We start from the raw sequence: 21692 nt of genomic DNA on the forward strand, positions 1-21692 counted from the left end.
TCGACCATACAGAAGTAACTAGCATCATGCAAATAACATGTAAGTCGAAATTCTAATCAATCTTTATGAAATTACTATCACTGTCCTTATCTTTTATTATCTCTGGACGCGGCTTTCGAATTGCATATCCCGGTCCAGCCTCATCCAACTCTTCATGTCGCAAATCCCCGAGCCTGCGGCGATGATTAGTCTCGTCGATACACTTTTGCAGGTCACGCAGAGTTCCTTGCTTATCTCTTGCGAACTCGCTCGCCACACGTGTCAGAGCGTAAGCCAGGATGTCGCTATGGTGAAGATCCTGCATATCAGGTGAACGCCGCAGGTTTAGCCAGAGACGATGCACTAGCTGGACCTCATGTGGTTCAATCGTCGGCGCGTGCGGTCCAATGTGAAAGCTTAGAGATGCACCGTCCGGCTTGACGATATAAAACGTAAACTGCCGCTTTGGCTCAGGGAGAGCCTCCCAGGCCTGACCAACGTGGTAGGCTTGCTCCTCTGCCGTGAGCTTTGTAGATAGTCCGGAGACTACCGCTGCAGCTTCCAGTGAGTTGGCCGTCTGCACCAGAGCGGAAAAGATATCGCCTGCGGGAACTACCAGAAGGGAGATATGTTTCCCGAAGCTTTCTGCAACAGAGACGGCCTTGGTAAAGAGCATCTGCTCGTGTTCGCTGAATAATTGTTCGGATGCATCGACATACTCTGGCCCGCCCGCCCCCATCATTCGCGCTGCCAGTACAACCAGATCTTGCTCCTCGGTATTTGTATGTGTCAGGGCCCATTTGAGCGCAAACGGAGCGGCAGAATCGCGCATCGTGACTACGACTGCACCTGGGCGAATATCCAGCGCCTCACGTCCGACGTTATCCTGATGCTCTAACTGAAAGTGTTCTTTCATCTGCATCGTTGTTAGATCGTGTCGCCGTTTGTTGTCTCTCTCTGATAGGGAGAAGATGACAAAAAAAGTAGCTGCAAAGATGACTCCACTTACTGTCGCCACCGATTTGGTAAATAGGTTTACGATCGCGGTTGTAAGTAATACGAGAAATACCGAGAGCAGGCCAAGCGGAATCTCCGTCTTGCCTATTCTGAGGTTCAGCGGTACCTTCCAGCCGCGCTCTCCCTTGTACTTCCACCTTAGTACCAGCATGGCAAGGGCATTGAATGTGAAGCTCCATATCACGCCAAATGCGTAAGCTTCGCCAAGCATGATTACGTTGCCGCGAGTGGCGATGATCGTAAACATCTGGAGCCCGGCGACGAGATTGACGATGCGATAACTGGTTCCAAACTTACGCTGCGGCTTACGAAACCAATCCGACAAAACGCCGTCTTCGGCTACGCGCATTAAGACGCCAGTGGAACCTACGATCGCCGTGTTCACCGCACCACCGAGGATCAGAAAGCCGACGATGACGACAAAGACACGGAAACCAATTCTGAGTGCCAGAGGCCCGACCATGTACATGGCCATGCCTGCGATCAGATTGTCGCGGTAGACCGGTACTCTGACCGAATCGGGTATCAGCATGACAGCCAGAAGCGTACCGACGCCTGTAAAGATGAAGCTATAGATTGCAATGACTATTGCAGCGCGCTTCAGGTTCTTCAGTTTGGGATGTTCGATCTCACGATTCACCTGCGCCAGTGATTCTTCGCCGCTCATCGCCAGTACAGAGTGCCCAAAGGCCATGAGCACGCCGAATAATCCGAGCGACTTCGCAAAACCCAAATGCTTCAGAAAACCTAGCGCATCATTGCTGAAGTGAAGATTATTCGGCGTAGGCCACGGAGGAAGGTGCACACCAAGGTGAATCGCCGAAAATATCCCCCAGCTAAGCAGGATCACGACCATCACTGTCGTAATCTTCATGACCTTCAGGGCCTTATCGCTGGACTCCTCGATACCTTTGGTGTTCTGCCACCAGAAATAAACTGTGATGAGGCCTGCTATTGCGGCTGAAGTACCATTTACCGGAAGTTGGCGCGCCACTCCGGACGGGTGCATTACGAGTACTCTCAGCCAGTGATGCGCAGCACATAGTCGCAATAGTTCATTCAATAAACCAACGATGTACTGTCCGGCAGAGACACCGGAGATCGGTCCTGTAAGAATGTAGTCGAACATCAGAGCCGAGACGCTCAGTTTGGCGAACGTCCCCCCCAGCGCCTCTTTTACAATTCTGTACACGCCTCCGCGCGTAAACATGCTGCAGCTTTCGACGTAAACTGCACGCACCGCGAAGCTGAACAGCATCACGCCCAAAATGAACCACGGCGCTGCTTTACCCACAGCTTCTTCTGCAATGCCACCCGCATAAAAGGCCGAAGAGCCAAGGTCATTCAGAACGATCGCCGCCGCTCGCCAGAACGAGATGAAAGTAAGCATGACCGACGACGCCACCACGAGGCGAACGCGGTTTGATTGCGGCAGAGAGATAGTTTGTTTGGATGCCATTATGGTTTGTTGTTCAGGAATGTGTTCCGGATGTGGCACCGAGTAACTCCGGAGTCATAAGGGTCACTCTTAGTTCTGAGTGGAAGCCTGTCGATGCCCGCTGACAAGATCAGATTACTTTGCCGATAATGGCTAATCTTCATCCTCAAGCAACTCCTTCAGATCTTCTGCAAAACTAATCACAATCACCACTGCGGAACCCGCCATTCCGAGAAAGAATAGTGGCACCACTATCTTTGCAATAACGTGAATTACGAGATCCATACCCCATTGATTGTATCTCTGAAGTCGCTGTCCATTGATAACTCAATGGTAGACTTCAGACGCGATGCGACTCATTTCTCCTCGGCTTTGGGCTGCGGCCGCACTATCCGGCGTTCTCCAGGTTCTCCCCTTTCCGATTGCGGGTCCCACGCCTCTCTGGCGCACTACGTTTTGCTGGATCGCACTCCTGCCACTGTTTTGGGCGCTTCTTGGTAACAGCAAGGCTGGAAATCCACTTACCGTTCGGCAGGGAGCTGCTCTCGGTTATCTTTGTGGCTTCCTCTGGTACATGGGAAATTGTTACTGGATCTACCAGACGATGTATCTCTACGGCGGCCTGGCCAAGCCCATCGCTGCAGGGATCCTCGTCCTTTTCAGCCTCTACCTTGGCCTGTATCACGCGTTATTCGGAGCCTTTGTCGCCGCCTTCCGGGTTCGCTTTGGCCGACAGGGTGCTTTGCTGCTTGTTCCATTCGCCTGGGTCGCAGTCGAACTGGCCCGCGCCCGCATCACCGGGCTACCCTGGGACTTGCTAGGCATGGCTCAGGTCGATAACCCTCTGCTTATACGTCTTGCAGCTATCACCGGCGCCTACGGCCTCTCCTTTGTCATCGCCGCCGTGAACGCCCTCTTCCTCGTTCGTATCAGGATCCGCGAGCGCCGGTTCACCCGTCCGATCCTTACCTCTACCGGTGTTACTATCCTTGTTCTCTACGTCCTCGGCCTGCGCTTCATTGCAACTCCTAAGAGCGAGCCCACGACGGCCACAGCTACCCTCGTTCAGGAAAACATCGAAGTGGGCGCTGCAAACACCGGGCCACAACCTACTACCCGCCAGTACCTCGAATCTTTCTCCTATCTCAGCCTCCACCCCTCCGCGACGCTTCTCCTGGGGATCCCGGAGTTGGTCTCTACCCCGTCGGTCCGCATCATTCGGCGAAGCGACTCAACCGACGAGACCGACCCGAGATCTCCCGTGACCATTCCGACGGATCTCATCGTCTGGCCCGAATCTCCGGCGCCCTTCGAAGATACCGATCCGGAATTCCGTGCCGCGATCTCATCCCTCGCTCGCACCGCTCAAGCTCCTGTGATCGCAGGTAATATTGGCTTCGAGCCAAGTGCGTCCACGAAGTCTGGCTATATCCCATATAACCGTGCGTCCTTTGTCACGCCAGACGGGACCTTCGCCGGCCACTACGACAAGATGCACCTCGTCCCATTTGGGGAGTATGTCCCTTACAAAGAACTCTTCTTCTTTGCGAAAAATCTGCTCAACGAGGTAGGCACCTTTGAGCCCGGTACGCGACGCAGCGTCTTCACCACCGGTGGCCATACCTACGGCACCTTCATCTGCTATGAGTCCATCTTCGCCGACGAGATTCGCGATTATGCGAAACAGGGAGCCGACGTTCTCATCAACATCTCCAACGACGGATGGTACGGCGATACCAGCGCTCCATGGCAGCACCTTAATATGGTCCGTATGCGTGCCATCGAAAATCATCGCTGGGTTCTTCGCGCCACCAACACAGGAATCACCGCTGCTATCGATCCCTTCGGCCGCGTACGCGCCGCCGCGCCGCGCCACAGCCGCACCAGCATTCGCGTCCACTTCGCCTACGAACACGATCTCACCTTCTACTCTACTTACGGCGATCTCTTTGCCTATACGTGCGCGCTTGTTACTGCACTCGGGCTGGCCTTCAGCCTGCACCGCCGGTTTGCCGTAAACTAAAGCTCATATGCTTAGCGATCTTGAATACACCTACTCCCCGGTTCGCGACAGAGTTCGCGATCTGCGGGAGTATCTTTGACTCGGCTCGACTCCGCCGAGAACTAGCCGTCATCGAGGAAAAAATAGCCGATCCTACCGTGTGGGCCGATGCTTCGCGCTCGCAGCCGCTTATGCGGGAGCGCAAACGCCTGGAAACCCTTCTCGCGGATGACGCAGAGCTGGCTCGTCGCTCTGACGATATCGAAGCCTACTTCGAACTGGCCAAGGAAGGTGAGAACACCGAGCCCGACCTCGTTCGGGAGATTCCAGCTCTCGTCGACTTCTCAGAAAAACTCGAATCCAAGACCATGCTCTCCGGCGAGACCGACCCACTCAACGCCATCGTCACCGTACACCCCGGCGCAGGCGGCACCGAGTCGCAGGACTGGGCTGAGATGCTCATGCGCATGTACATACGCTGGGGCGAGCGCCAGAACTTCAAGGTCGAGATCAACGAAGTACAGGACGGCGACGAGGCCGGTATCAAATCCGCGACCTTCACCATCACCGGCGACTTTGCCTTCGGTCTTCTCAGTGGCGAAACCGGCGTCCATCGCCTCGTCCGCATCTCGCCCTTCGACTCCGCCAAACGCCGCCACACCAGCTTCGCCAGCGTCTTCGTCTCACCCGAGATCGACGACACCATCGTCATCGACATCAAGGTCGAAGATCTCCGCATCGACACCTACCGCTCCGGTGGCAAGGGCGGCCAGCACGTCAACACCACCGACTCCGCCGTTCGCATCACCCACATCCCCACCGGCCTCGTCACCGGCTGCCAGAACGAGCGCTCCCAGCACAAAAACAAAGAGCGCGCCATGAAGATGATGCGCTCCAAGCTATACGAGTACGAGCTCGACAAGAAAAAGGCCACTGCCCGCAAGCTCGAAGACTCCAAGCTCGACATCAAGTTCGGCTCACAGATCCGCAGCTACGTCCTCCAGCCCTACCGCATGGCGAAGGATCTTCGCACCCGCGTCGAAGTGGGCGATGTAGACAAGGTTCTCGACGGAGATCTGGAGCCGTTCATTCGCGGCTACCTGCGTATGCGCCGGGAAGGCAGCTTTCCAGCCGAGATTGCAGAAGGGGATGATATTGCATGACATCTGTCATTCGGAAGAATGACAAGGGGCACTGTTAGCGGATCGTAAGGTCGGGGATACTTGGCAGCAAAGCTTTGCACTGCATAAGCGATACTTCGGAGGATCCTTTGGCCACATCATCCAAAACGAAACCCGACTACGGCGTCGATGCTCCCGCCGTCATGCGCAACCTCTTCATCTTCGGAGCGCTCTGTCTCCTTATCGCAATCTTCGCGCCCGGCATCATCAAACTGGGTCCGGTCTCTATTCTTTCGCAATCGTTCTACTGGCCTGCAGGCTTTCTCATCGGCGAAGGCTTTCTCTTTCTCCTCTATGTGAAGTTCGGTAAGTTCCGTCATCGCGACTTTATGCTGAGCCTCCACAGTTGGCGAGGTGACGAAGACGTACTGGATGTCGGCTGCGGTCGTGGCCTGCTTCTGGCCGGAGCAGCAAAGCGTCTTGCATCCTTGAAGGGAACTGGCCACGCCACCGGTATCGATGTCTGGTCGAACGTCGATATGGGCGGAAACTCCGCCGCTGCCACCCAGCACAACCTCGACCTCGAAGGCATCTCCGAACTCTGCACGCTCATCAGTCAGCCCGCGCAGGATATGTCCTTCCCCGACGCCACCTTTGACGTAATCCTCTCCAATCTTTGCATCCACAACATCTACGACAGCCCGACCCGCCGCAAAGCACTCGGCCAGATAGTCCGCGTCCTCAAACCGGGAGGCATCGCTCTCATCTCCGACTACAAACGAACTGGCGAATACGCCAAAGAGTTTGCCAGCTCCGGCCTCATCGTCGAGAAGAAGCGCGGCAGCTTTCTTACCACGTTTCCTCCGCTCACCGTCATCGTCGCTCGCAAACCAATGTAACTCCCAAATTTATCCTGCATCCAATCTCCTATATGGAGGGCAAACCGCCGATGGCGACAACCAAAGCAGCTGAAAAATCCAAGCCCACAGAAGACGTACAGGAACCTCTACGCAAGCAGCTCATCGCGCTCCTCTACGGAGGCCAGGCCCACGCGACCTTCGACGACGCCATCAAAAATTTCCCCACCGACCTTCGCAGCACCGTGCCGCCTAACCTTCCTTACTCTGCGTGGCAGCTCCTCGAGCATCTCCGCATCACCCAGCGCGACATCCTCAACTTCTCCGCCCCACCAACCGGCGGCTACCACTCCATCCAGTGGCCCGACGCCTACTGGCCCAAATCCCCCGAACCGCCCTCTCCTCATTCATGGGATGAATCCATCGCAGCCTTTCACAGCGATCTCAAAAACTTTATCGCTCTCATCGAGAACCCAAAGTCCGACCTCTACAAACCATTTCGCTGGGGCGACGGCCAGAACCTCCTCCGTGAAGCGCTTCTTGTCGCCGATCACAACGCGTACCACCTGGGCGAGCTAATCATCCTTCGGCGCCTCCTCGGAGCTTGGCACAAGTAAACTGTGGAGGCAGCAGGGAAGCGAGAAAAGATGAACGATCCCCAGACAATCCGTGACATGCTGAGCACTACCAACAAGGAAAATACACGGACGATCGCCGTCATAGGCTTGTCGGAAGACCCGCATAAACCAAGCCACTATGTCTCGGCCTACATGCAGCAGCACGGCTATAAAATCTATCCCGTCAATCCATCCCTCTCTGAAGTCCTCGGCGAGAAGTCCTACGCATCACTCGCCGATCTGCCCGTCAAACCCGATATCGTCAACGTCTTCCGTCTTCCGAAGTTCATTCCTGCCATCGTCGACGAGATGATTCAGCTCGGTCTTTCAAATCTCTGGATCCAGCAGGGCATCGTGAATCTCGAAGCCGCCGCACGCGCCGAAGCTGCTGGTATCCATGTGGTTATGGACCGCTGCATCATGGTCGAGCACCGCATGACAAGGACCTGACAAAATTTACCCCTGAAAAGCCCTACAATCGAGTTTGAATGAATATCTTCGGTCGAACTTACACGCTGCTGCTTCTCGCCTGTGCCTCCTGCTTTCTTCCGTCTGCGAGCGCGCAGCTTCAGGTAGTCGGCGACGGCGGTCCCGGTCCCGTCAAGGCCCAGCATCTCACCGCCGAACTGGTCTCGCTCGCCCCCAGCATTGCCCCGGGAGGCACGCTGCAGGTAGGTCTCGTCCTCACACTCGAGGAGCACTGGCACGTCTACTGGATCAACGCCGGAGACTCTGGCGAACCACCCCACATCACCTGGACCCTCCCCGACGGCGTCACCGCCGCTCCGATGCAGTTTCCCATCCCAAGCCGCCTCCCCCTTGGCCCGCTCATGGACTTCGGCTACGAAGACTCCGTAGCCTTTCCTGTTCAACTCACCGCCGCAAGCTCCGTCAAGCCCGGCCCCATTCATCTCGACGCTCAGGTGAGGTGGCTGGTCTGCCGCGAGGTCTGCATTCCCGGTAAGGCTCACCTCGGCCTCAATCTAACCGCCGCCGCCGGAGCAACTGCCCCAGCTCAACCCGTCGGAGCCCTCGGCGAAGCCCTCACCCTCATCCCCAAGCCCCTCCCCGCTGACGCGAAGCTAACCGTCACAGGCGGCAAGCAGAACTTCGTTCTCACCCTCACCACCGGCACGCGCGAGACCGACGCCGAGTTCTATCCCTTCGACCAGGATCAGATCGCCAACGCCGCAGAACAGAAGATCGAGGCCCTCCCAGACGGCGTCCGTCTCCGCGTGCCCCGTTCCGAAGACCTCAAGACCCTTCCCACGCAACTTCACGGCCTGATCAAACTCTCCGACACCGTAGCCTACGACGTCACCTCGCCCGTCGTCCCCGGCGAGATCGCTCCCGCCGCCGGCACCACCGCACCCGGCGCTGCCCAGACCAGCAACGTCACCACCCTCACCGCCATCGGCCTTGCCTTCGTCGGCGGCATCATCCTCAACCTGATGCCCTGCGTCTTTCCCGTCCTCTTCCTCAAAGGCCTTGCCCTCGTTCAGTCGTCCGGAGAAGAACGCAGCCGTCTTCGCAGTCACGGTCTCGTCTACACCCTTGGCATCCTCGTATCGTTCTGGGTCATCGTGGCCGTCCTGCTCATTCTCCGCGCAGAGGGCAGCCAGGCCGGATGGGGCTTCCAGCTTCAGTCTCCGACCTTCCTCACTCTTCTTGCCGCCGGCATCTTCTTCTTCGCACTCTCGCTCGCCGGCCTCTTCGACATCGGACTCTCCCTCACCAGCGTAGGTGGCGAACTCGCGCAGAAGCAGGGCTACACCGGCAGCTTCTTCACCGGCGTTCTCGCTACCGTCGTCGCCACGCCCTGCACCGCGCCGCTTATGGGAGCTGCCATCGGCTTCGCCCTCGCCCAGCCTGCGGGAATCACCTTCGCCGTCTTCACCGCACTCGGCCTCGGCCTCGCCACGCCCTATCTCCTCCTCAGCTTCCAGCCCGCGTGGACCCGTATCCTCCCCCGGCCCGGCGCGTGGATGGAGATCTTCAAGCAGATTACGGCGGTCATCTTCTTCGCCACGGTCATCTGGCTCACCTACGTCTACGGCTCACTCTTCGCAGGGGTAACCGGTGGAGGCCAGGGAATCTACCGAATCGCCCTGCTGCTCGGCTGCTTCCTCGCTCTCGCCGTAGCCGGATGGGTGCTCGGCAAGTGGCCTGCTCGTTGGACAAGCACCACCGCCGCAATCCTCATCGCAGCCCTTGGACTAGCCATCCCCCTCTACCAGCCGAAAGACAACACCCTCGTCTGGACGCCGTACTCCCAGCAGGCTCTAGACTCCGCCCGCGCCGCTGGTCATCCCGTCTTCATCGATTTCACCGCCGCCTGGTGCCTTAGCTGCCAGGTCAACGAGCGAGCCGTCCTCAAATCTGCAGACGTTCAGCACCAGTTCAGCATGAACAAAGTCACACTCCTTCGCGCCGACTGGACCCAGTACGATCCTGAGATAACGAAACAGCTTGCCTCCATCAACCGCAGCGGAGTGCCGACCTACGTCATCTATCCCGCAGCCAAGAACTCCTCTGCCGACGTCCTTCCCGAACTCCTCACCAAGGGCATCGTCCTAACCGCCCTGGAAAAGGACATCAATCCCTAGGCGTATCGCCACACTCCAGCCCTGCTTCGTTCTGTCCTTTTTGTCTTCTGTCCTTTGTCTGTTCTGTCTTTTTGTTTGTCATCCCGCAGGAATCTGCGGTTGCTCTTGCCGTCGCTCTTGTTCTTGTCGTTGCCTGTCCCTTTGTTTGTCATCCCGTAGGGATCTGCTTCTGCCTTTGCCTCAAGCCAGATAGCCCAACTAGTGAGCCATAAAAAATCTTGTCAAGTACCAAATCCCCAAACCTGTAGGCTAAGTATGATTAAATAAATGATTTACACGCAGTTAGCGGTTTGCGCATTAGTTATAGCGAACTCCATATAATTAAAAGTAGAGGGCATAAAGCCCTGCAAAACCCACGCGATCTTTTAAAGCACTCGTGACTCTGATCTTCCACCCTGTATAGAACGCTTGGCGCTTTCCAGATTTCGATGACTGGGTTTTGACAGCAGAGTTCGTTGACTAGGTTTGACACTCAGGCGGTTGCGCTGGGTAATAGAACGCATGTATCGCCTTAATCTGTCCATCTACGATGTGAATGCGATCAAAGACGTGATCCACTCCATGAGCAGTCTCCATGTCGAAGATGGTTGCAACATAATCTCCCTCGACGATGTGCTGCTTTAACTGAATACCCCTGACCACGGGGAGAATTTGCGTAAGGAATCCGAGTATGGTTGCACGACCCGTCAACTTCGGCATGCGTGGCCCTTCAAATGTTACGTCTTCCGCAAAAGACACCTTGGACAAGTCCTTTGTTGCAAAGCAATCCAAATAGGCCTCGACCACAGCGACTTTCTGTTCTCGTGACATGACTTCTCCTCGCTCGCATAGGATCTCATCTGAAGCGTGTGGCCAAAGGGACTCTCTCAGAGAGAGTCTGGCTTATCACTCTACGTAGATGGGCAACCCTAAGTCTCACGCAATGAATACTTTGCGGCTATTCGTCTATAAGAATCAATACTTTAGCCTCAAGTCTCGGCCCAAGTCCAAAGCTAAGCCTCATCGATAGAAGACTTTGCGCAACATTAGGGGGAGTGAGCACCCATGCGGTTTACTCCGTCTGCGACCTCTTACCCTGCTTGATCCGCGCAATCTCATCCATCCTCTGCGCCAGCAGCTTCTCCCGCCCCTCGTTCGTCGGCTTGTAGTATCGCCGCCCCGTCAACCCCGCCGGCAGACACTCCATATCCGCCACGCGCCCCTCCACATCATGCGCGTACTGGTACTCCTTGCCGTAGTCGAGCGACTTCATCAGCTTCGTCGGAGCGTTCCGCAGATGCAGCGGCACCGGCTCAGCCGCAGTCGCTTCAATATCGGCCTTCACCGCACCATACGCCGTATAAACCGCATTCGACTTCGGAGCCAGCGCCAGATAAACCACCGCCTGCGCCAGCGCCAACTCCCCCTCCGGATGCCCAAGAAAGTGCATCGCATCCCGCGCGCTAAGGCAAAGATTCAGAGCCTCGGGAGCGGCCAGTCCAATGTCCTCCACCGCCATGCGCACAATCCGCCGCGCACAGTACATCGGATCTTCGCCCGCCTCAAGCATCCGCCCCAGCCAATACATCGCCGCGTCCGGATCGGAATTCCTCACGCTCTTATGCAAGGCCGAGATAATGTCGTAGTGCTGCTCGCCCTTCTTGTCATACAGCAGCACACGCCGTTGCATCGCCTCTGCCGCCAGCGGCTTGGTAATCAGCTTTTGTCCGCGGCCCTCCGCCAGCTTCGCCGCCACATCCAGCGCATTCAGGGCGTTTCGCGCGTCGCCGCTCGCATAGGAAGCGATCGTAGCCAGAGCTTCATCGTCTGCTTCGACCCCTGTGGCTCCCAGCCCTCGCTCCGTATCCGCAAGTGCCCGCCTCAGCAACCCAACGACCTGATCTTCAGTCAGCGCTACGAGCGTATAGACCCTGCATCGCGACAGCAGCGCCGCATTGATCTCGAAGGAAGGATTCTCCGTCGTCGCACCGATCAGCCGGATCGTTCCTCGCTCGACATAGGGCAGAAATGCATCCTGTTGAGCCTTGTTGAATCGGTGAATCTCGTCTACAAACAGGATCGTCCTCGAACCGAAGCTCGCTGCCTTCTCCGCCTCCACCATCACGTTCTTGATCTCTTTGATTCCTGAGAGCACAGCCGAAAACTCTATAAAGCTGGCCTGCGTCATGCGAGCGATGATCTTTGCCAGCGTTGTCTTTCCCGTTCCCGGAGGTCCCCAGAAGATCATCGACGTCGGATCGTCGCCTGCAATCGCCAGCCGCAGCGGCTTGCCTATACCAAGGAGATGTTCCTGCCCCACATACTCTTCAAGCGTCCGCGGCCGCATCCTCTCAGCCAGTGGCGTCTGTCGTCCACTACCAGACGCTGGTGTGCTCATAGGCGAAGTATCAAATAAACTCATCGCGACTCCTTCTCGCGGGTGGCCCTCTGCCGAGAAGCCTCATAGAGCAGCAACGATCCAGCCACCGCGGCATTCAAACTTTCGACTGGCCCAGGGCAGGGAATCGTCACATGCGCATCGCACATATCCATCCACTCCGCTGCAATCCCGCTTCCTTCATTTCCGATGATCAACGCACAGGGGCCGGTAAATTCAGTCTCCTGCGCCGAAACCACGCCAGCATCCTGAGCCCCGACAGCGGCGAACAACTTAAGCCCTCGCTGCTTCAACGCTTCCATCTCAGATGCATCCGCGGCGACCACGGGCATGCGAAACACGCTTCCTACACTCGCTCGCAGCGCCTTCTGATTCCATGCGCTCACCGTCCCTGGCGTAGTCAGAATCCCCGTCGCTCCGAACGCTTCAGCCGACCTCACCAACGTCCCCATATTCCCTGGATCCTGCAAGCCAACCGCAACCAGGACCAGCGGAAGACCCGGACCCATTACATCTTCCAGAACACGCACCGGAGGCACCAGAAGCGCCGCTACTCCTTGCGGCGACTGCGTCTCCACGACACTTCCAAAGACATCATCACTGAGCCGCAGCACCTCCACTCCACGAGGCACGATTCTAGGCACCTCCCGGCGCTCACTTACAAAGATCGTCTTCAGCACCATCCCGCTGCGGAGTGCTTCCTGCAGCAGATGATCTCCCTCAATCGCGACCAAACCTCCGCTCAGTCGCGCATGGCCCTGAAACGCCGCTCGCAGCTGTTTCACTCTTGCGTTTGCCCTGCTTGAAACCACTATCTCCGGAATAATCATCTTCAGAAATCTTACGCCGATCCCGCCGTCACTCCCTGCGCTGTCATTGAGATGGAGAAGGCAGTATGCTAAGCTGCGAGGGCATTTTATAGACCCCGCATTTGCCACCCAGATGAACCCAGCAACCGGCACAGGAGCCAGATTTGACGGCTGAAATTCTCCGTATTCATCCCGATGAGCCAGAGTCAGAGCTCGTCGACCGCGTCGTCGCCAGCTTAAACTCCGGCAGCGTGGTCGCTCTCCCAACCGATACCTTCTATGGCCTCGCCGTGGATCCAGTGAATCTTCGCGCTGTAGATCGAATCTACGAGCTGAAGACTCGTGCTCGCCACAAGCCGCTCTCTCTTTTGATCGCCGAGGTCGCTCAAGCCTATGAGCTCGCCCGCCAGCTCGATTCTGCCTTCGATCGCCTCGCCGAAAAGTTCTGGCCCGGCCCCCTCACCATCGTCGTCAAGGCTGGCTCGAAGCTACCCCTGCGCGTGACCGCTAACACCGGCAACCTTGCTCTCCGCGTGCCCGAAGCAGCCATTCCGCGAGCGGTTGTGGCGCGTCTTGGTCTTCCCATCACAGCAACCTCAGCCAATCTCTCTGGGCTTCCCGAGTGTACGTACGCTCACGGCGTCCGCGATCAGTTTGGCGACCAGATCCCCCTCATCGTCGACGGCGGTCCTACTGCTCGCGCAACAGCGACAACTATCGTCGATCTCTCCGGCGGCGGCAACTCCTGGATGATCCTACGCGAAGGAGCTATTCCTACGCACGAGATCGCTCTTGCACTGCAGCATTAGGTGGAATGTGTGAGGCAGACCTAAGGTCTACTCTTCCTGGAAGCCATGATCACTCACGAAGTGATATCGTCCATAGCGCAGAGTAGAGTCTATGCAACTCGCTTTTACCTTTGACTGATGCCGCCTAACGCTTACACTGGCACTTCTGCCTAAGTTGCTACATTCATGATCGTCTCTTCATCCAACTTGCGTGGCCGACGCACGACTCGAGGCCTCTTCCTGCGCCGCGTGCTTGGGCTATTCCTGTTGGTCGCAACTTTCTGGAGCGTGTGGGTCTGTCAGCAGATCAACTCTGTGGCTAATCAGGATGATGCTCAGCCGGCAGATGCAATCGCAGTCTTCGGTGCCGCCGAGTACTCTGGCCATCCGTCGCCCGTTCTTCATGCTCGTCTGGATCACGCGGTCGAGCTCTACCGCAAGCAGATCGCGCCTGTCATCATCACTCTCGGCGGAGGCAGCGACAGGGATTCAGGCAACACAGAAGGCGGTGTAGGCCGTGACTATCTCCTTGCTAACGGTGTTCCGTTCGGGAACATCATCGCTGAGACACGTTCGATCGATACGGAGCAGCAAGTTCATCGCCTCGCTGCGATTGCCCATGAAAACGACTTCCATCACATTGTGGTCGTGTCGGATGGAACCCATCTCTTCCGCATTCGGGAGTTGTGCGAGGATGCGGGATTGGATGTCTACACGTCGCCTCGTCCCGCGCTTGGTCACATCAGCAACTACGACCTCGCGATGCGCTACTTCCACGAGATCCTCAGTTACACCGCGCTTCGGCTCAACCTGAATATGGGCTGGCTGCGCAGTTGGCTGGAAGGCAAACCGGAGTTCTGAGGCTGTGATGCTCAGGTTCGCGGGTTACTTCTTGCCGAAGACGTCTCCCATGCGGCGGATCTGCGCGCCGACTCCGCGCAGCTTCTCCTCGAAGTGTTCGTAGCCGCGATCGAGGTGGTAGACGCGATCGAGGATGGTCTCTCCGTCGGCGACGAGAGCGGCGAGTACGAGCGAGGCTGAGGCGCGAAGGTCCGAGCACATGACCGCGGCGGATTGCAATGGGGTTTTGCCGCGGACAGTTGCGGTGCGGCCGGAGATGGTGATGTTCGCGCCCATGCGGATGAGCTCCTGCACGTGCATGAAGCGATTTTCGAAGATGTTTTCGGTGACAGTGCTTGTGCCCTCGGCCTGGGTGGCCAGGGCCATGTACTGGGCCTGCATATCGGTGGGGAAGCCGGGGTACTCTTCGGTGGTGATGTCGGAGGCCTTGAGCTCGCCGCCGGAGCGGACGCGGACGTGATCGGTACCGACGTCGATCTTGACCCCGCACTGCTCGAGCTTGGAGATGAGGGCGCCGAGGTGTTTAGGCTCGCAGCAGTCCACGTTGAGGTCGCCGCCAGTGATGGCTCCGGCGATCAGGAAGGTTCCGGCCTCGATGCGGTCGGGGTTGATGCGGTGCCGTGCGCCGTGGAGCTTGCTTACGCCCTGGACGCGGATGGTTCCGGTTCCTGCGCCTTCGATCTTCGCGCCCATCGCGGTGAGGAGGGCCGCGAGATCGGTGACCTCGGGCTCGCGAGCGCAGTTTTCAAAGAGGGATTCTCCTTCGGCGAGGGTGGCGGCCATGAGGAGGTCTTCGGTGCCGGTGACGGTGATTTTGTCGAAGACGATATGTGCGCCTTTGAGGCGGTCGGTCCTGGCTTCGAGGTATCCGTGGTCGTAGACGATGGTGGCACCCATGGCCTCGAGTCCCTTGATGTGGAGGTCGATGGGGCGGCCGCCGATGGCGCATCCTCCGGGCATGGCGACGCGGGCGATGCCGGTGCGGGCGATGAGTGGCCCGAGGACGAGGGAGCTGGCGCGCATGGTCTTGACGATCTCGTACTTGGCGACGGGATCGGAGAGGATGGCGCACTTGATGTGGGTGCGGTGCTGGGCGCGTCCGTAGCCTAGTTCGACCTCGGCGCCCATGCTGGTGAGGAGCTTGCGCTCGGTCTCAATGTCACGGACCTGGGGGATGTTTTCGAGGATGACCTCGTCTTCGGTGAGGATGGCGGCGGCCATGCAGGGGAGGGCGGAGTTCTTGGCTCCTGAGACCTTGATGGTGCCGAGAAGGGGATTACCGCCGCGTACAACGAACTTGTCCATCGTTTCAGTTTACGGAGAATCGGCGTGGAAATGGGTGGCGGCTGTGGTTCCTGCTTTGAGGGGGTACCCCCTGGGGGTGGGTGTAGGTAAAGTTCCCCTTTTGAGCGACTTACGATTTCCACAGGCTGCAAAATATTCATTGCAGACGGGTTACGGGTAAAAATTTGTTTCTAAAGGAGATAGTGGTTTTGGGGCTTATGGAGGAGCTTTATTTTTCTTCTAATTCAATTATAGGTGGTGGGGTGTAACTCGTACGCAACGTGATTGTTGAGGATTGGCGCGGGTTTTCGTGTGGGTGGGGGTTGACAGAGTCTGGGGCGAGTTCAGAGGTGACGTTCGCGACGAGATGATTCAACGGAGTGTTTTTTGCTGGTGGGAAGCTGAACGACGATGGTAGTTAGCATGGCTGAAGGTGACGCTTCGAGAACTGTCTGCCGGAAGGATTCGATGGAGAACCGAGTGAGGCGATCTCGTGTGCTTTCTGTGCCGTAAGTGGGTGGGCGATGCTAATCTTTGGCTGAGGGTCTGCCGAGATTGGCGCTCCCTCTGTTTTTCCGGTTCAGATACTATCTACACCAATCGTCTTCAGGGACATGATGAACTTTATGCGCAGAATCTCTGCTGGGCTGATCGCACGGATGTACCTTGTCGTCGTCATCTTTGTCATGCTGGTGTACGGCATCCAAAACGCTCGCATCAAGAGCGAGTTTGCCCTGGGCGACTGGCTGATCAACTACGCGGGCGGTTTTGTGCGGCGCGGGTTGTTTGGCGAGCTTGTGCTTTTGCTGGCAGGTGCGAAGCTGTCGCCGGTGTATGTGACGCTCGGTGTGCAGCTCTGTCTGTACCTGGTGGTGTGGGGGTTTATGTGGAGAGCGGCCGGGAGATATCCGTGGCGGCTGTGGTCGATGGCGCTCTGGCTCTCCCCGGCCACGCTGGCTTTTACCGTGCTGAATCCTCCCGGCGGCTACAGGAAAGAGATTCTTCTCTTTGCGCTGATGTGCGCGACGATGATGATGATTCGCGCGGGCGTGAGGCTATTTGTGGTCAGCGTGGCGCTGACCGCGGGGATCGTCGCGATGCTGCTTTGTCACGAGGCGATGTTTCTGTTTGTTCCTTATCTGCTTGCGCCGTTCCTAATGGCGACGAAGGACGTGAAGCAGTTTGTCCGGCTGGCTGTGCTGCCGGTGGTGGTGGGTGCGGGGACATTTCTGTTTGTGGTGCAACATCCGGGGACGGTGGAACAGCGGGATGTGATCTGCACGAGCGTCGTGGATATGACGCATGCGAGGACGAACGATCTCTGTGCGGGCGGAATCGCGTCGATTGGGGCTTCCCTGGACTCCGAGCACGGAAAGGTGGTGCGGACGGCGCGGCGGTATCACTATGGATTGCTCTATGGCACAGGAGCGGTGTTGGGGTTTCTGCCGCTGGTGCTTTTATTGCGTGGCTGGGGTGGGGAGCGACGAGCAGCATGGGTGATTGGGCTGGCGGTGGTGGTGAGTTTCTGCCTGACGCTGCCGCTGTTCTATGGGGCGATCGACTGGGGGCGGTGGATCTACATCCATTTGTTCAGCGCGTTGTTGCTGGTGATGTTTGCGCGGGAGACCGAAGAGCGTGTGGTGTTGGGGGACTTTATTCCTGCCGGAGGCGTTTTGGCGGTTGTGGGGCTGCTGGTGTATAGCCTGTGCTGGACGCTGCCGTTTTATGGGGGATTCCCGGCGCGGTCGGGGTACCTGGGACTCTACAAGTATGTCCGGCATCATGGAGGGCCTGCGCCTGCATTGGATGTGCCTCCCGGGCGATAGTGTTTCGTCGCGCCTCGAGAGGAAGGAATATCTCAGGGGCTAAAGCCCCATTGTTGGCGAGGCTGAGAGACCCAAGGCTAAAGCCTTGGGCTATCTCAAAAGCAAGGCCTTAGCGCCAGTCCGTATCGATAATTCGAAGGCTGGTCTGACGACGGTCCCACTGCGCGCGGGGGCAGTCACTTCGTGACTTGTGTACCCCTTCGGTTGGTGCTCCCGCTGGTCGCAATCGAGAGTCTTCTCGGCAACCAACGGGCGGCCTCAGTGCGAAGACGGTATGGGTTAGAGTTCGAGGCGGGAGTCGTCGATGGCGAGGCGGACGTTGCCGTCGGATTTGGTGAGGCGGCGGACTGCTTCCATCTTGTCGACGTTGGCCTTGAGCATGACGACGGCGATGGGGATGGACTTGCCGGCGGATTTGATGGTGCGGATGGCGGTGTCGCGGTCGATCTCGCAGACCTTCATCAGCACGCGGATGCCGCGCTCTACGAGCTTCGCGTTCTTCATGTGCACGTTGACCATGAGGTTGTCGTAGACGTAGCCGAGCCGGGTCATGGCGCCGGTGGTGATCATGTTGAGGATCATCTTCTGGGCGGATGCGGACTTCATGCGGGTGGAGCCGGAGATGACCTCGGGGCCGACCTCAGCGACGACGGTGGTGTCGGCGACGTCGGAGAGGGGGGTGTTGAGGTTGCAGGTGATGGCGGCGGTCTTGGCTCCGCGGGCGCGGGCGTACTCGACGGCTCCGACGACGTAGGGGGTTCGTCCGCTGGCGGAGATGCCGATGACAATGTCTTTACGGGTGGGGCGGCGGCGGGCGATGTCGCGCTGGCCGATCTCGGGGGAGTCCTCGTTGACGTCGGAGGCGGAGGCGAGGGCTTTTGGTCCGCCTGCCATTATGTACTGGACTTGTGCGGGAGCGGTGGAGTAGGTTGGTGGGCACTCCGAGGCATCGAGCGAGGCGATGCGACCGCTGGAGCCGGCCCCGACGTAGATAAGCCGGCCACCGTCGCGGAGGGAGCGAGCAACGGTATCGATGACGACGGCTATCTCGGGCAGCGCTTTTTTGACAGCTGCTGCGACCTTGGAGTCCTCGTGGTTGATGATGCGGGCGATCTCGAGGGCGGACTTGGTGTCGAGTCCCTCTGAGGCGATGTTCGCGGTCTCCGTGGTGAGATCTTTGAAGTCTGCTGCGCCACGGTTTACGGGTTTTGGCGTCGGGGCCTGTTCAAGCATGGTCAGAGTAGCCATAAAGTTTCCTACAGTCCTGTTGCGGCAATTCTAGTCCTAAGCCGGTTACGTGCGTCAAGAAAGGTTTGACCCAAACGGGTTATCATGAAGGGTCGTCTCCTCGAAGTACAACAACTCCATAGAGCACTTCCAAGGCCAAACGGGCTGAGGAGGAGGGTGTTGCCGCATTCGATTGGTTTTGGGGAGTTTGGGGGGTGGGAGAGAGAAGTCTCATACATTTGCGGTCGAATGCCCATCTCAACCTGTGATATGTAAGATGCAGCCTATGTAAATTGGGTTTTCCGATGCTGGTTGCGTTGGTTGCGAGGCCACTTGGCAGGCGATGGATCGCCTGTGGAACAGCTTGCTCCATGGGTTAGATTGTTTATGAATCATTGGTCCGTCCAGATCATTGTTTCGTCTAAAGATACAGCGAGGATTCGATAAAGACGTGCAGAACGAAGTGCAGGACGGGCAGGAGCAGGAGATCGACAAGCAGCCGGCGGGAGAGCCAGTGGGGGATGGTCCGGGGCAGGGGGTTCGGCAGGAGCCGCGGCAGGGAACGATGCACTCGTGGCTGCGGGATCTGTTGGTCTCCGTGGTGGCTTCGGCGCTGATTATCGTGTTTCTGTATCAGCCGGTGCGCGTGGAGGGGACCAGCATGCTGCCGGTGCTGGAGGATCAGGACAGGCTGTTCATCAACAAGATTGCATACCGGGTGGGCGAGATTCATCGCGGGGATGTGGTGGTGTTCCTGTATCCGCACGACCATGAGAAGAGCTATATCAAGCGGGTGATCGCGCTGCCGGGGGATGAGCTGCGGATCGACCACGGGCAGGTGTATGTGAACGGCAAGGCGTTGGTGGAGAGCTACGTGCCGAAGCGGTTTGAAGACGATCGGACGCAGCCGGAGATGACGGTGCCTGAGCATGAGTACTTCGTGATGGGGGATCACCGTTCGATCTCGAGCGACAGCCGCGACTTTGGACCGGTGGAGCGGAGCCTGATCTATGGCAAGGCTGCGTTTGTGTACTGGCCGATGGATCAGGCTGGGGTGGTGCGGTAGGCTGGCGGGTTGCATCCGATAGTTCAAATATTTTGAACTAGTTTTATATTAATCCTGAAAATACAACGGTTTACATCTGTCTGGAATCACAGTATGTAGACTCTTGCGTTTAAAAATGTGTTTCAGGGGTGTTGCTATGAAGACTCGAATGAATAGCTGGATCTTTGCCCTTTGTATGTTGTTCAGCGTGGCTGCGTTCTGTAAACCGGCCGATGCGCAGGTTGTGGTCAGGGTGGGACAACAGCCTCACCACTATCATCATCGCCATCACTACCACCATCACTATCATCATCGGTAGACCGATGTGCGATATGGATTTGGATTGAGCCCTGCAGGGTGAGTCTGCGGGGCTCAGTTGCTTTAAGAGGTGGCGTTGTGGACGATCTCGGCGAAGGATTTGGGCTGGAGGCTGGCTCCGCCGACGAGGGCGCCGTCGATCTCGGGCTGGGCCATGAGGCTGGCGACGTTGTCGGGTTTGACGGAGCCGCCGTAGAGGATGCGGAGGCCGTCGGCGCAGTGTGGGCCGAGGTGGCGGGCGACTTCGGCGCGGATGATGGCGTGGGCGTCGTTGGCCTGCTGGGGGGTGGCGACGGAGCCGGTGCCGATGGCCCAGACGGGCTCGTAGGCGATGATGAGCTTGCCGCAGAGGCCGCTCTTGACGCCGTTGAGGGCGACGGCGACCTGCCAGTTGAGGACGGCTTCGGTGAGGCCGGACTCACGCTTGTCGAAGGTTTCGCCGACGCAGAGGGTGGGGATGAGGTCGTGGGCGAGGGCGGCCTTGAGCTTGAGGTTGACCATGTCGTCGGTCTCGTGGGCGTAGATGCGGCGCTCGGAGTGGCCGATGAGGACGCTGGTGCAGTCGATGCTCTCGAGCATGGTGGGCGAGGTCTGGCCGGTGTAGGGGCCCTCGTTGAGCCAGTGCATGGTCTGGGCGCCGGCGGTGATGTTGGTGCCCTTGGTGGCCTCGATGACGTAGCCGAGCGAGGACATGGTTGGGAAGATGGCGATCTCGCTGGCGGTGTGGTCCTTGACGAGGGGAAGGAACTCGGCGAGGAAGGCGAGGGACTCTTTGGGGGTCTTATACATCTTCCAGTTGGCGGCGATGACGGGCTTTCGCATGTGCGGATCAGTATTCCATGGAGATGCGGATGTGGGAAGACTGGAGGTTGCGGCGGGAGTGGTTGCGGCGGCTTGTTGGCGCATTATGATGTGTACCGCTCCCTCTCGTCAAAAGTGTGCAAAGTCTTCGAAAAAAAATGACATAGGTCCGGACCTGGGATCGGTTTGGGCCTACGTGAAAAAGCCCGGCGGGTGCCGGGCTTCCCTTTGTTCTGCTGGCTCTATTTTATCAGATGTCAATAGATGCTGTGGTAGTTATGTCTTTGACAAACCCTGAGAGGGGCATGAGATGGGAACACTAGAGGTTTCGTGAACTGGATGAAGATTCCCTGCCTGAATGTGGAGAGATGCTTATCACAATCAACGGTACCACTCTGAGACACGCTCTCCTATCGGACATGAAATGTAATTGCGGATCCGTCTCCCAACCACATGCAAACGTCATTCCATTAGTCAATAGTGTGGCGTTATGCTTAACGATAAATATGAAGTGACTACGTTTGATAGAATGGAAGTTCCTCCCTTATTGTGAGCTACTTACAAGGAAGTTGTGTTCGTGAAAAGTGCCCGTTTTGCTGAGTTTGCACTTGTATCTCTGGTTCGAGAAGTTCTATCTGCCGCCATTATCGTTTTAGCCGCCATCCACTTAGTCTTGTGCCGACTCCGTGGCGACACGCGCCTTGAACGATCCAATCCGC

Annotated in this window: 18 protein-coding genes; 10 read left to right on the forward strand and 8 right to left on the reverse strand. The window is 57.6% G+C overall.

What is annotated here, in order from left to right; genetic code table 11:
- Window positions 1–52: 52 nt before the first annotated feature.
- Together GSQ82_RS19000 and GSQ82_RS25395 are read right to left on the reverse strand one after the other, a co-directional pair.
- Window positions 53–2455: an APC family permease gene (locus GSQ82_RS19000; protein WP_158794216.1), complete on the reverse strand. Its 2403-nt coding sequence runs from the start codon at window positions 2453–2455 to the stop codon at window positions 53–55.
- 132 nt (window positions 2456–2587) lie between these two features.
- Entirely contained in the window at window positions 2588–2719 is a 132-nt protein-coding gene (locus GSQ82_RS25395) for a hypothetical protein (protein WP_256370102.1), read from the reverse strand.
- Window positions 2720–2783: 64 nt separating this feature from the next.
- Between GSQ82_RS25395 and lnt the strand changes: the two genes are divergently transcribed.
- From lnt to GSQ82_RS19030, 6 genes are all read left to right on the forward strand, one after another.
- Complete coding sequence (gene lnt / locus GSQ82_RS19005) at window positions 2784–4457, forward strand: apolipoprotein N-acyltransferase (protein WP_158793878.1); 1674 nt, start codon at window positions 2784–2786, stop codon at window positions 4455–4457.
- Between the two features lie 7 nt (window positions 4458–4464).
- Window positions 4465–5599, forward strand: a protein-coding gene (gene prfB, locus GSQ82_RS19010) for a peptide chain release factor 2 (RefSeq protein WP_158793879.1) whose coding sequence is annotated in 2 segments (ribosomal slippage) — window positions 4465–4533 and window positions 4535–5599 — 1134 coding nt in all. Because the reading frame shifts where the segments join, the coding sequence is not laid out codon by codon here.
- Window positions 5600–5706: 107 nt separating this feature from the next.
- On the forward strand, window positions 5707–6456 hold the full coding sequence (locus GSQ82_RS19015; RefSeq protein ID WP_158793880.1) for a class I SAM-dependent methyltransferase: 750 nt from the start codon (window positions 5707–5709) through the stop codon (window positions 6454–6456).
- A gap of 50 nt (window positions 6457–6506) precedes the next feature.
- A complete protein-coding gene (locus GSQ82_RS19020) occupies window positions 6507–7031 on the forward strand; it encodes a DinB family protein (protein WP_158793881.1) in 525 nt (174 codons plus the stop codon).
- Between the two features lie 30 nt (window positions 7032–7061).
- On the forward strand, window positions 7062–7481 hold the full coding sequence (locus GSQ82_RS19025) for a CoA-binding protein (protein WP_158793882.1): 420 nt from the start codon (window positions 7062–7064) through the stop codon (window positions 7479–7481).
- Between the two features lie 38 nt (window positions 7482–7519).
- Entirely contained in the window at window positions 7520–9637 is a 2118-nt protein-coding gene (locus GSQ82_RS19030; RefSeq protein WP_158793883.1) for a protein-disulfide reductase DsbD, read from the forward strand.
- Window positions 9638–10096: 459 nt separating this feature from the next.
- Here the strand turns inward: GSQ82_RS19030 and GSQ82_RS19035 are convergent, their stop codons facing one another.
- The 3 genes from GSQ82_RS19035 to GSQ82_RS19045 form a co-directional block, all read right to left on the reverse strand.
- Window positions 10097–10447: a nuclear transport factor 2 family protein gene (locus GSQ82_RS19035; protein WP_158793884.1), complete on the reverse strand. Its 351-nt coding sequence runs from the start codon at window positions 10445–10447 to the stop codon at window positions 10097–10099.
- A 241-nt stretch (window positions 10448–10688) separates the two neighbouring features.
- The gene (locus GSQ82_RS19040; RefSeq protein ID WP_158793885.1) at window positions 10689–12038 is read right to left on the reverse strand and encodes a replication-associated recombination protein A; all 1350 of its coding nucleotides are present in this window, start codon (window positions 12036–12038) and stop codon (window positions 10689–10691) included.
- On the reverse strand, window positions 12035–12799 hold the full coding sequence (locus tag GSQ82_RS19045) for an RNA methyltransferase (protein WP_254061778.1): 765 nt from the start codon (window positions 12797–12799) through the stop codon (window positions 12035–12037). Before GSQ82_RS19045 ends, GSQ82_RS19040 begins: the two co-directional genes overlap by 4 nt.
- Before the next feature lie 188 nt (window positions 12800–12987).
- On the opposite strand from GSQ82_RS19045, the gene GSQ82_RS19050 reads away from it, so the two are divergent.
- Both GSQ82_RS19050 and GSQ82_RS19055 read left to right on the forward strand, forming a co-directional pair.
- Window positions 12988–13632 (forward strand): L-threonylcarbamoyladenylate synthase, encoded by a 645-nt coding sequence (locus GSQ82_RS19050; protein WP_158793886.1) that lies wholly within the window; start codon window positions 12988–12990, stop codon window positions 13630–13632.
- Window positions 13633–13926: 294 nt separating this feature from the next.
- Window positions 13927–14472, forward strand: coding sequence for a YdcF family protein (locus GSQ82_RS19055; protein ID WP_254061779.1), 546 nt, complete (start codon window positions 13927–13929; stop codon window positions 14470–14472).
- Between the two features lie 24 nt (window positions 14473–14496).
- On the opposite strand, the gene murA is transcribed toward GSQ82_RS19055, so the two are convergent.
- Window positions 14497–15777, reverse strand: a complete 1281-nt coding sequence (murA, locus tag GSQ82_RS19060) for a UDP-N-acetylglucosamine 1-carboxyvinyltransferase (protein ID WP_158793888.1) — start codon at window positions 15775–15777, stop codon at window positions 14497–14499.
- A 605-nt stretch (window positions 15778–16382) separates the two neighbouring features.
- Between murA and GSQ82_RS19065 the strand changes: the two genes are divergently transcribed.
- Window positions 16383–17582: a hypothetical protein gene (locus tag GSQ82_RS19065; RefSeq protein WP_158793889.1), complete on the forward strand. Its 1200-nt coding sequence runs from the start codon at window positions 16383–16385 to the stop codon at window positions 17580–17582.
- 279 nt (window positions 17583–17861) lie between these two features.
- On the opposite strand, the gene murQ is transcribed toward GSQ82_RS19065, so the two are convergent.
- Window positions 17862–18830: an N-acetylmuramic acid 6-phosphate etherase gene (murQ, locus tag GSQ82_RS19070; protein WP_158793890.1), complete on the reverse strand. Its 969-nt coding sequence runs from the start codon at window positions 18828–18830 to the stop codon at window positions 17862–17864.
- Between the two features lie 544 nt (window positions 18831–19374).
- On the opposite strand from murQ, the gene lepB reads away from it, so the two are divergent.
- Window positions 19375–19875, forward strand: a complete 501-nt coding sequence (gene lepB, locus GSQ82_RS19075; RefSeq protein ID WP_158794218.1) for a signal peptidase I — start codon at window positions 19375–19377, stop codon at window positions 19873–19875.
- Between the two features lie 360 nt (window positions 19876–20235).
- Here lepB and tpiA read toward each other — a convergent pair whose 3' ends face one another.
- A complete protein-coding gene (gene tpiA / locus GSQ82_RS19080; RefSeq protein WP_371417239.1) occupies window positions 20236–21078 on the reverse strand; it encodes a triose-phosphate isomerase in 843 nt (280 codons plus the stop codon).
- Window positions 21079–21692: the final 614 nt, after the last annotated feature.

It is taken from the genome of Granulicella sp. L60 (assembly GCF_009765825.1).
Lineage (GTDB): Bacteria > Acidobacteriota > Terriglobia > Terriglobales > Acidobacteriaceae > Edaphobacter.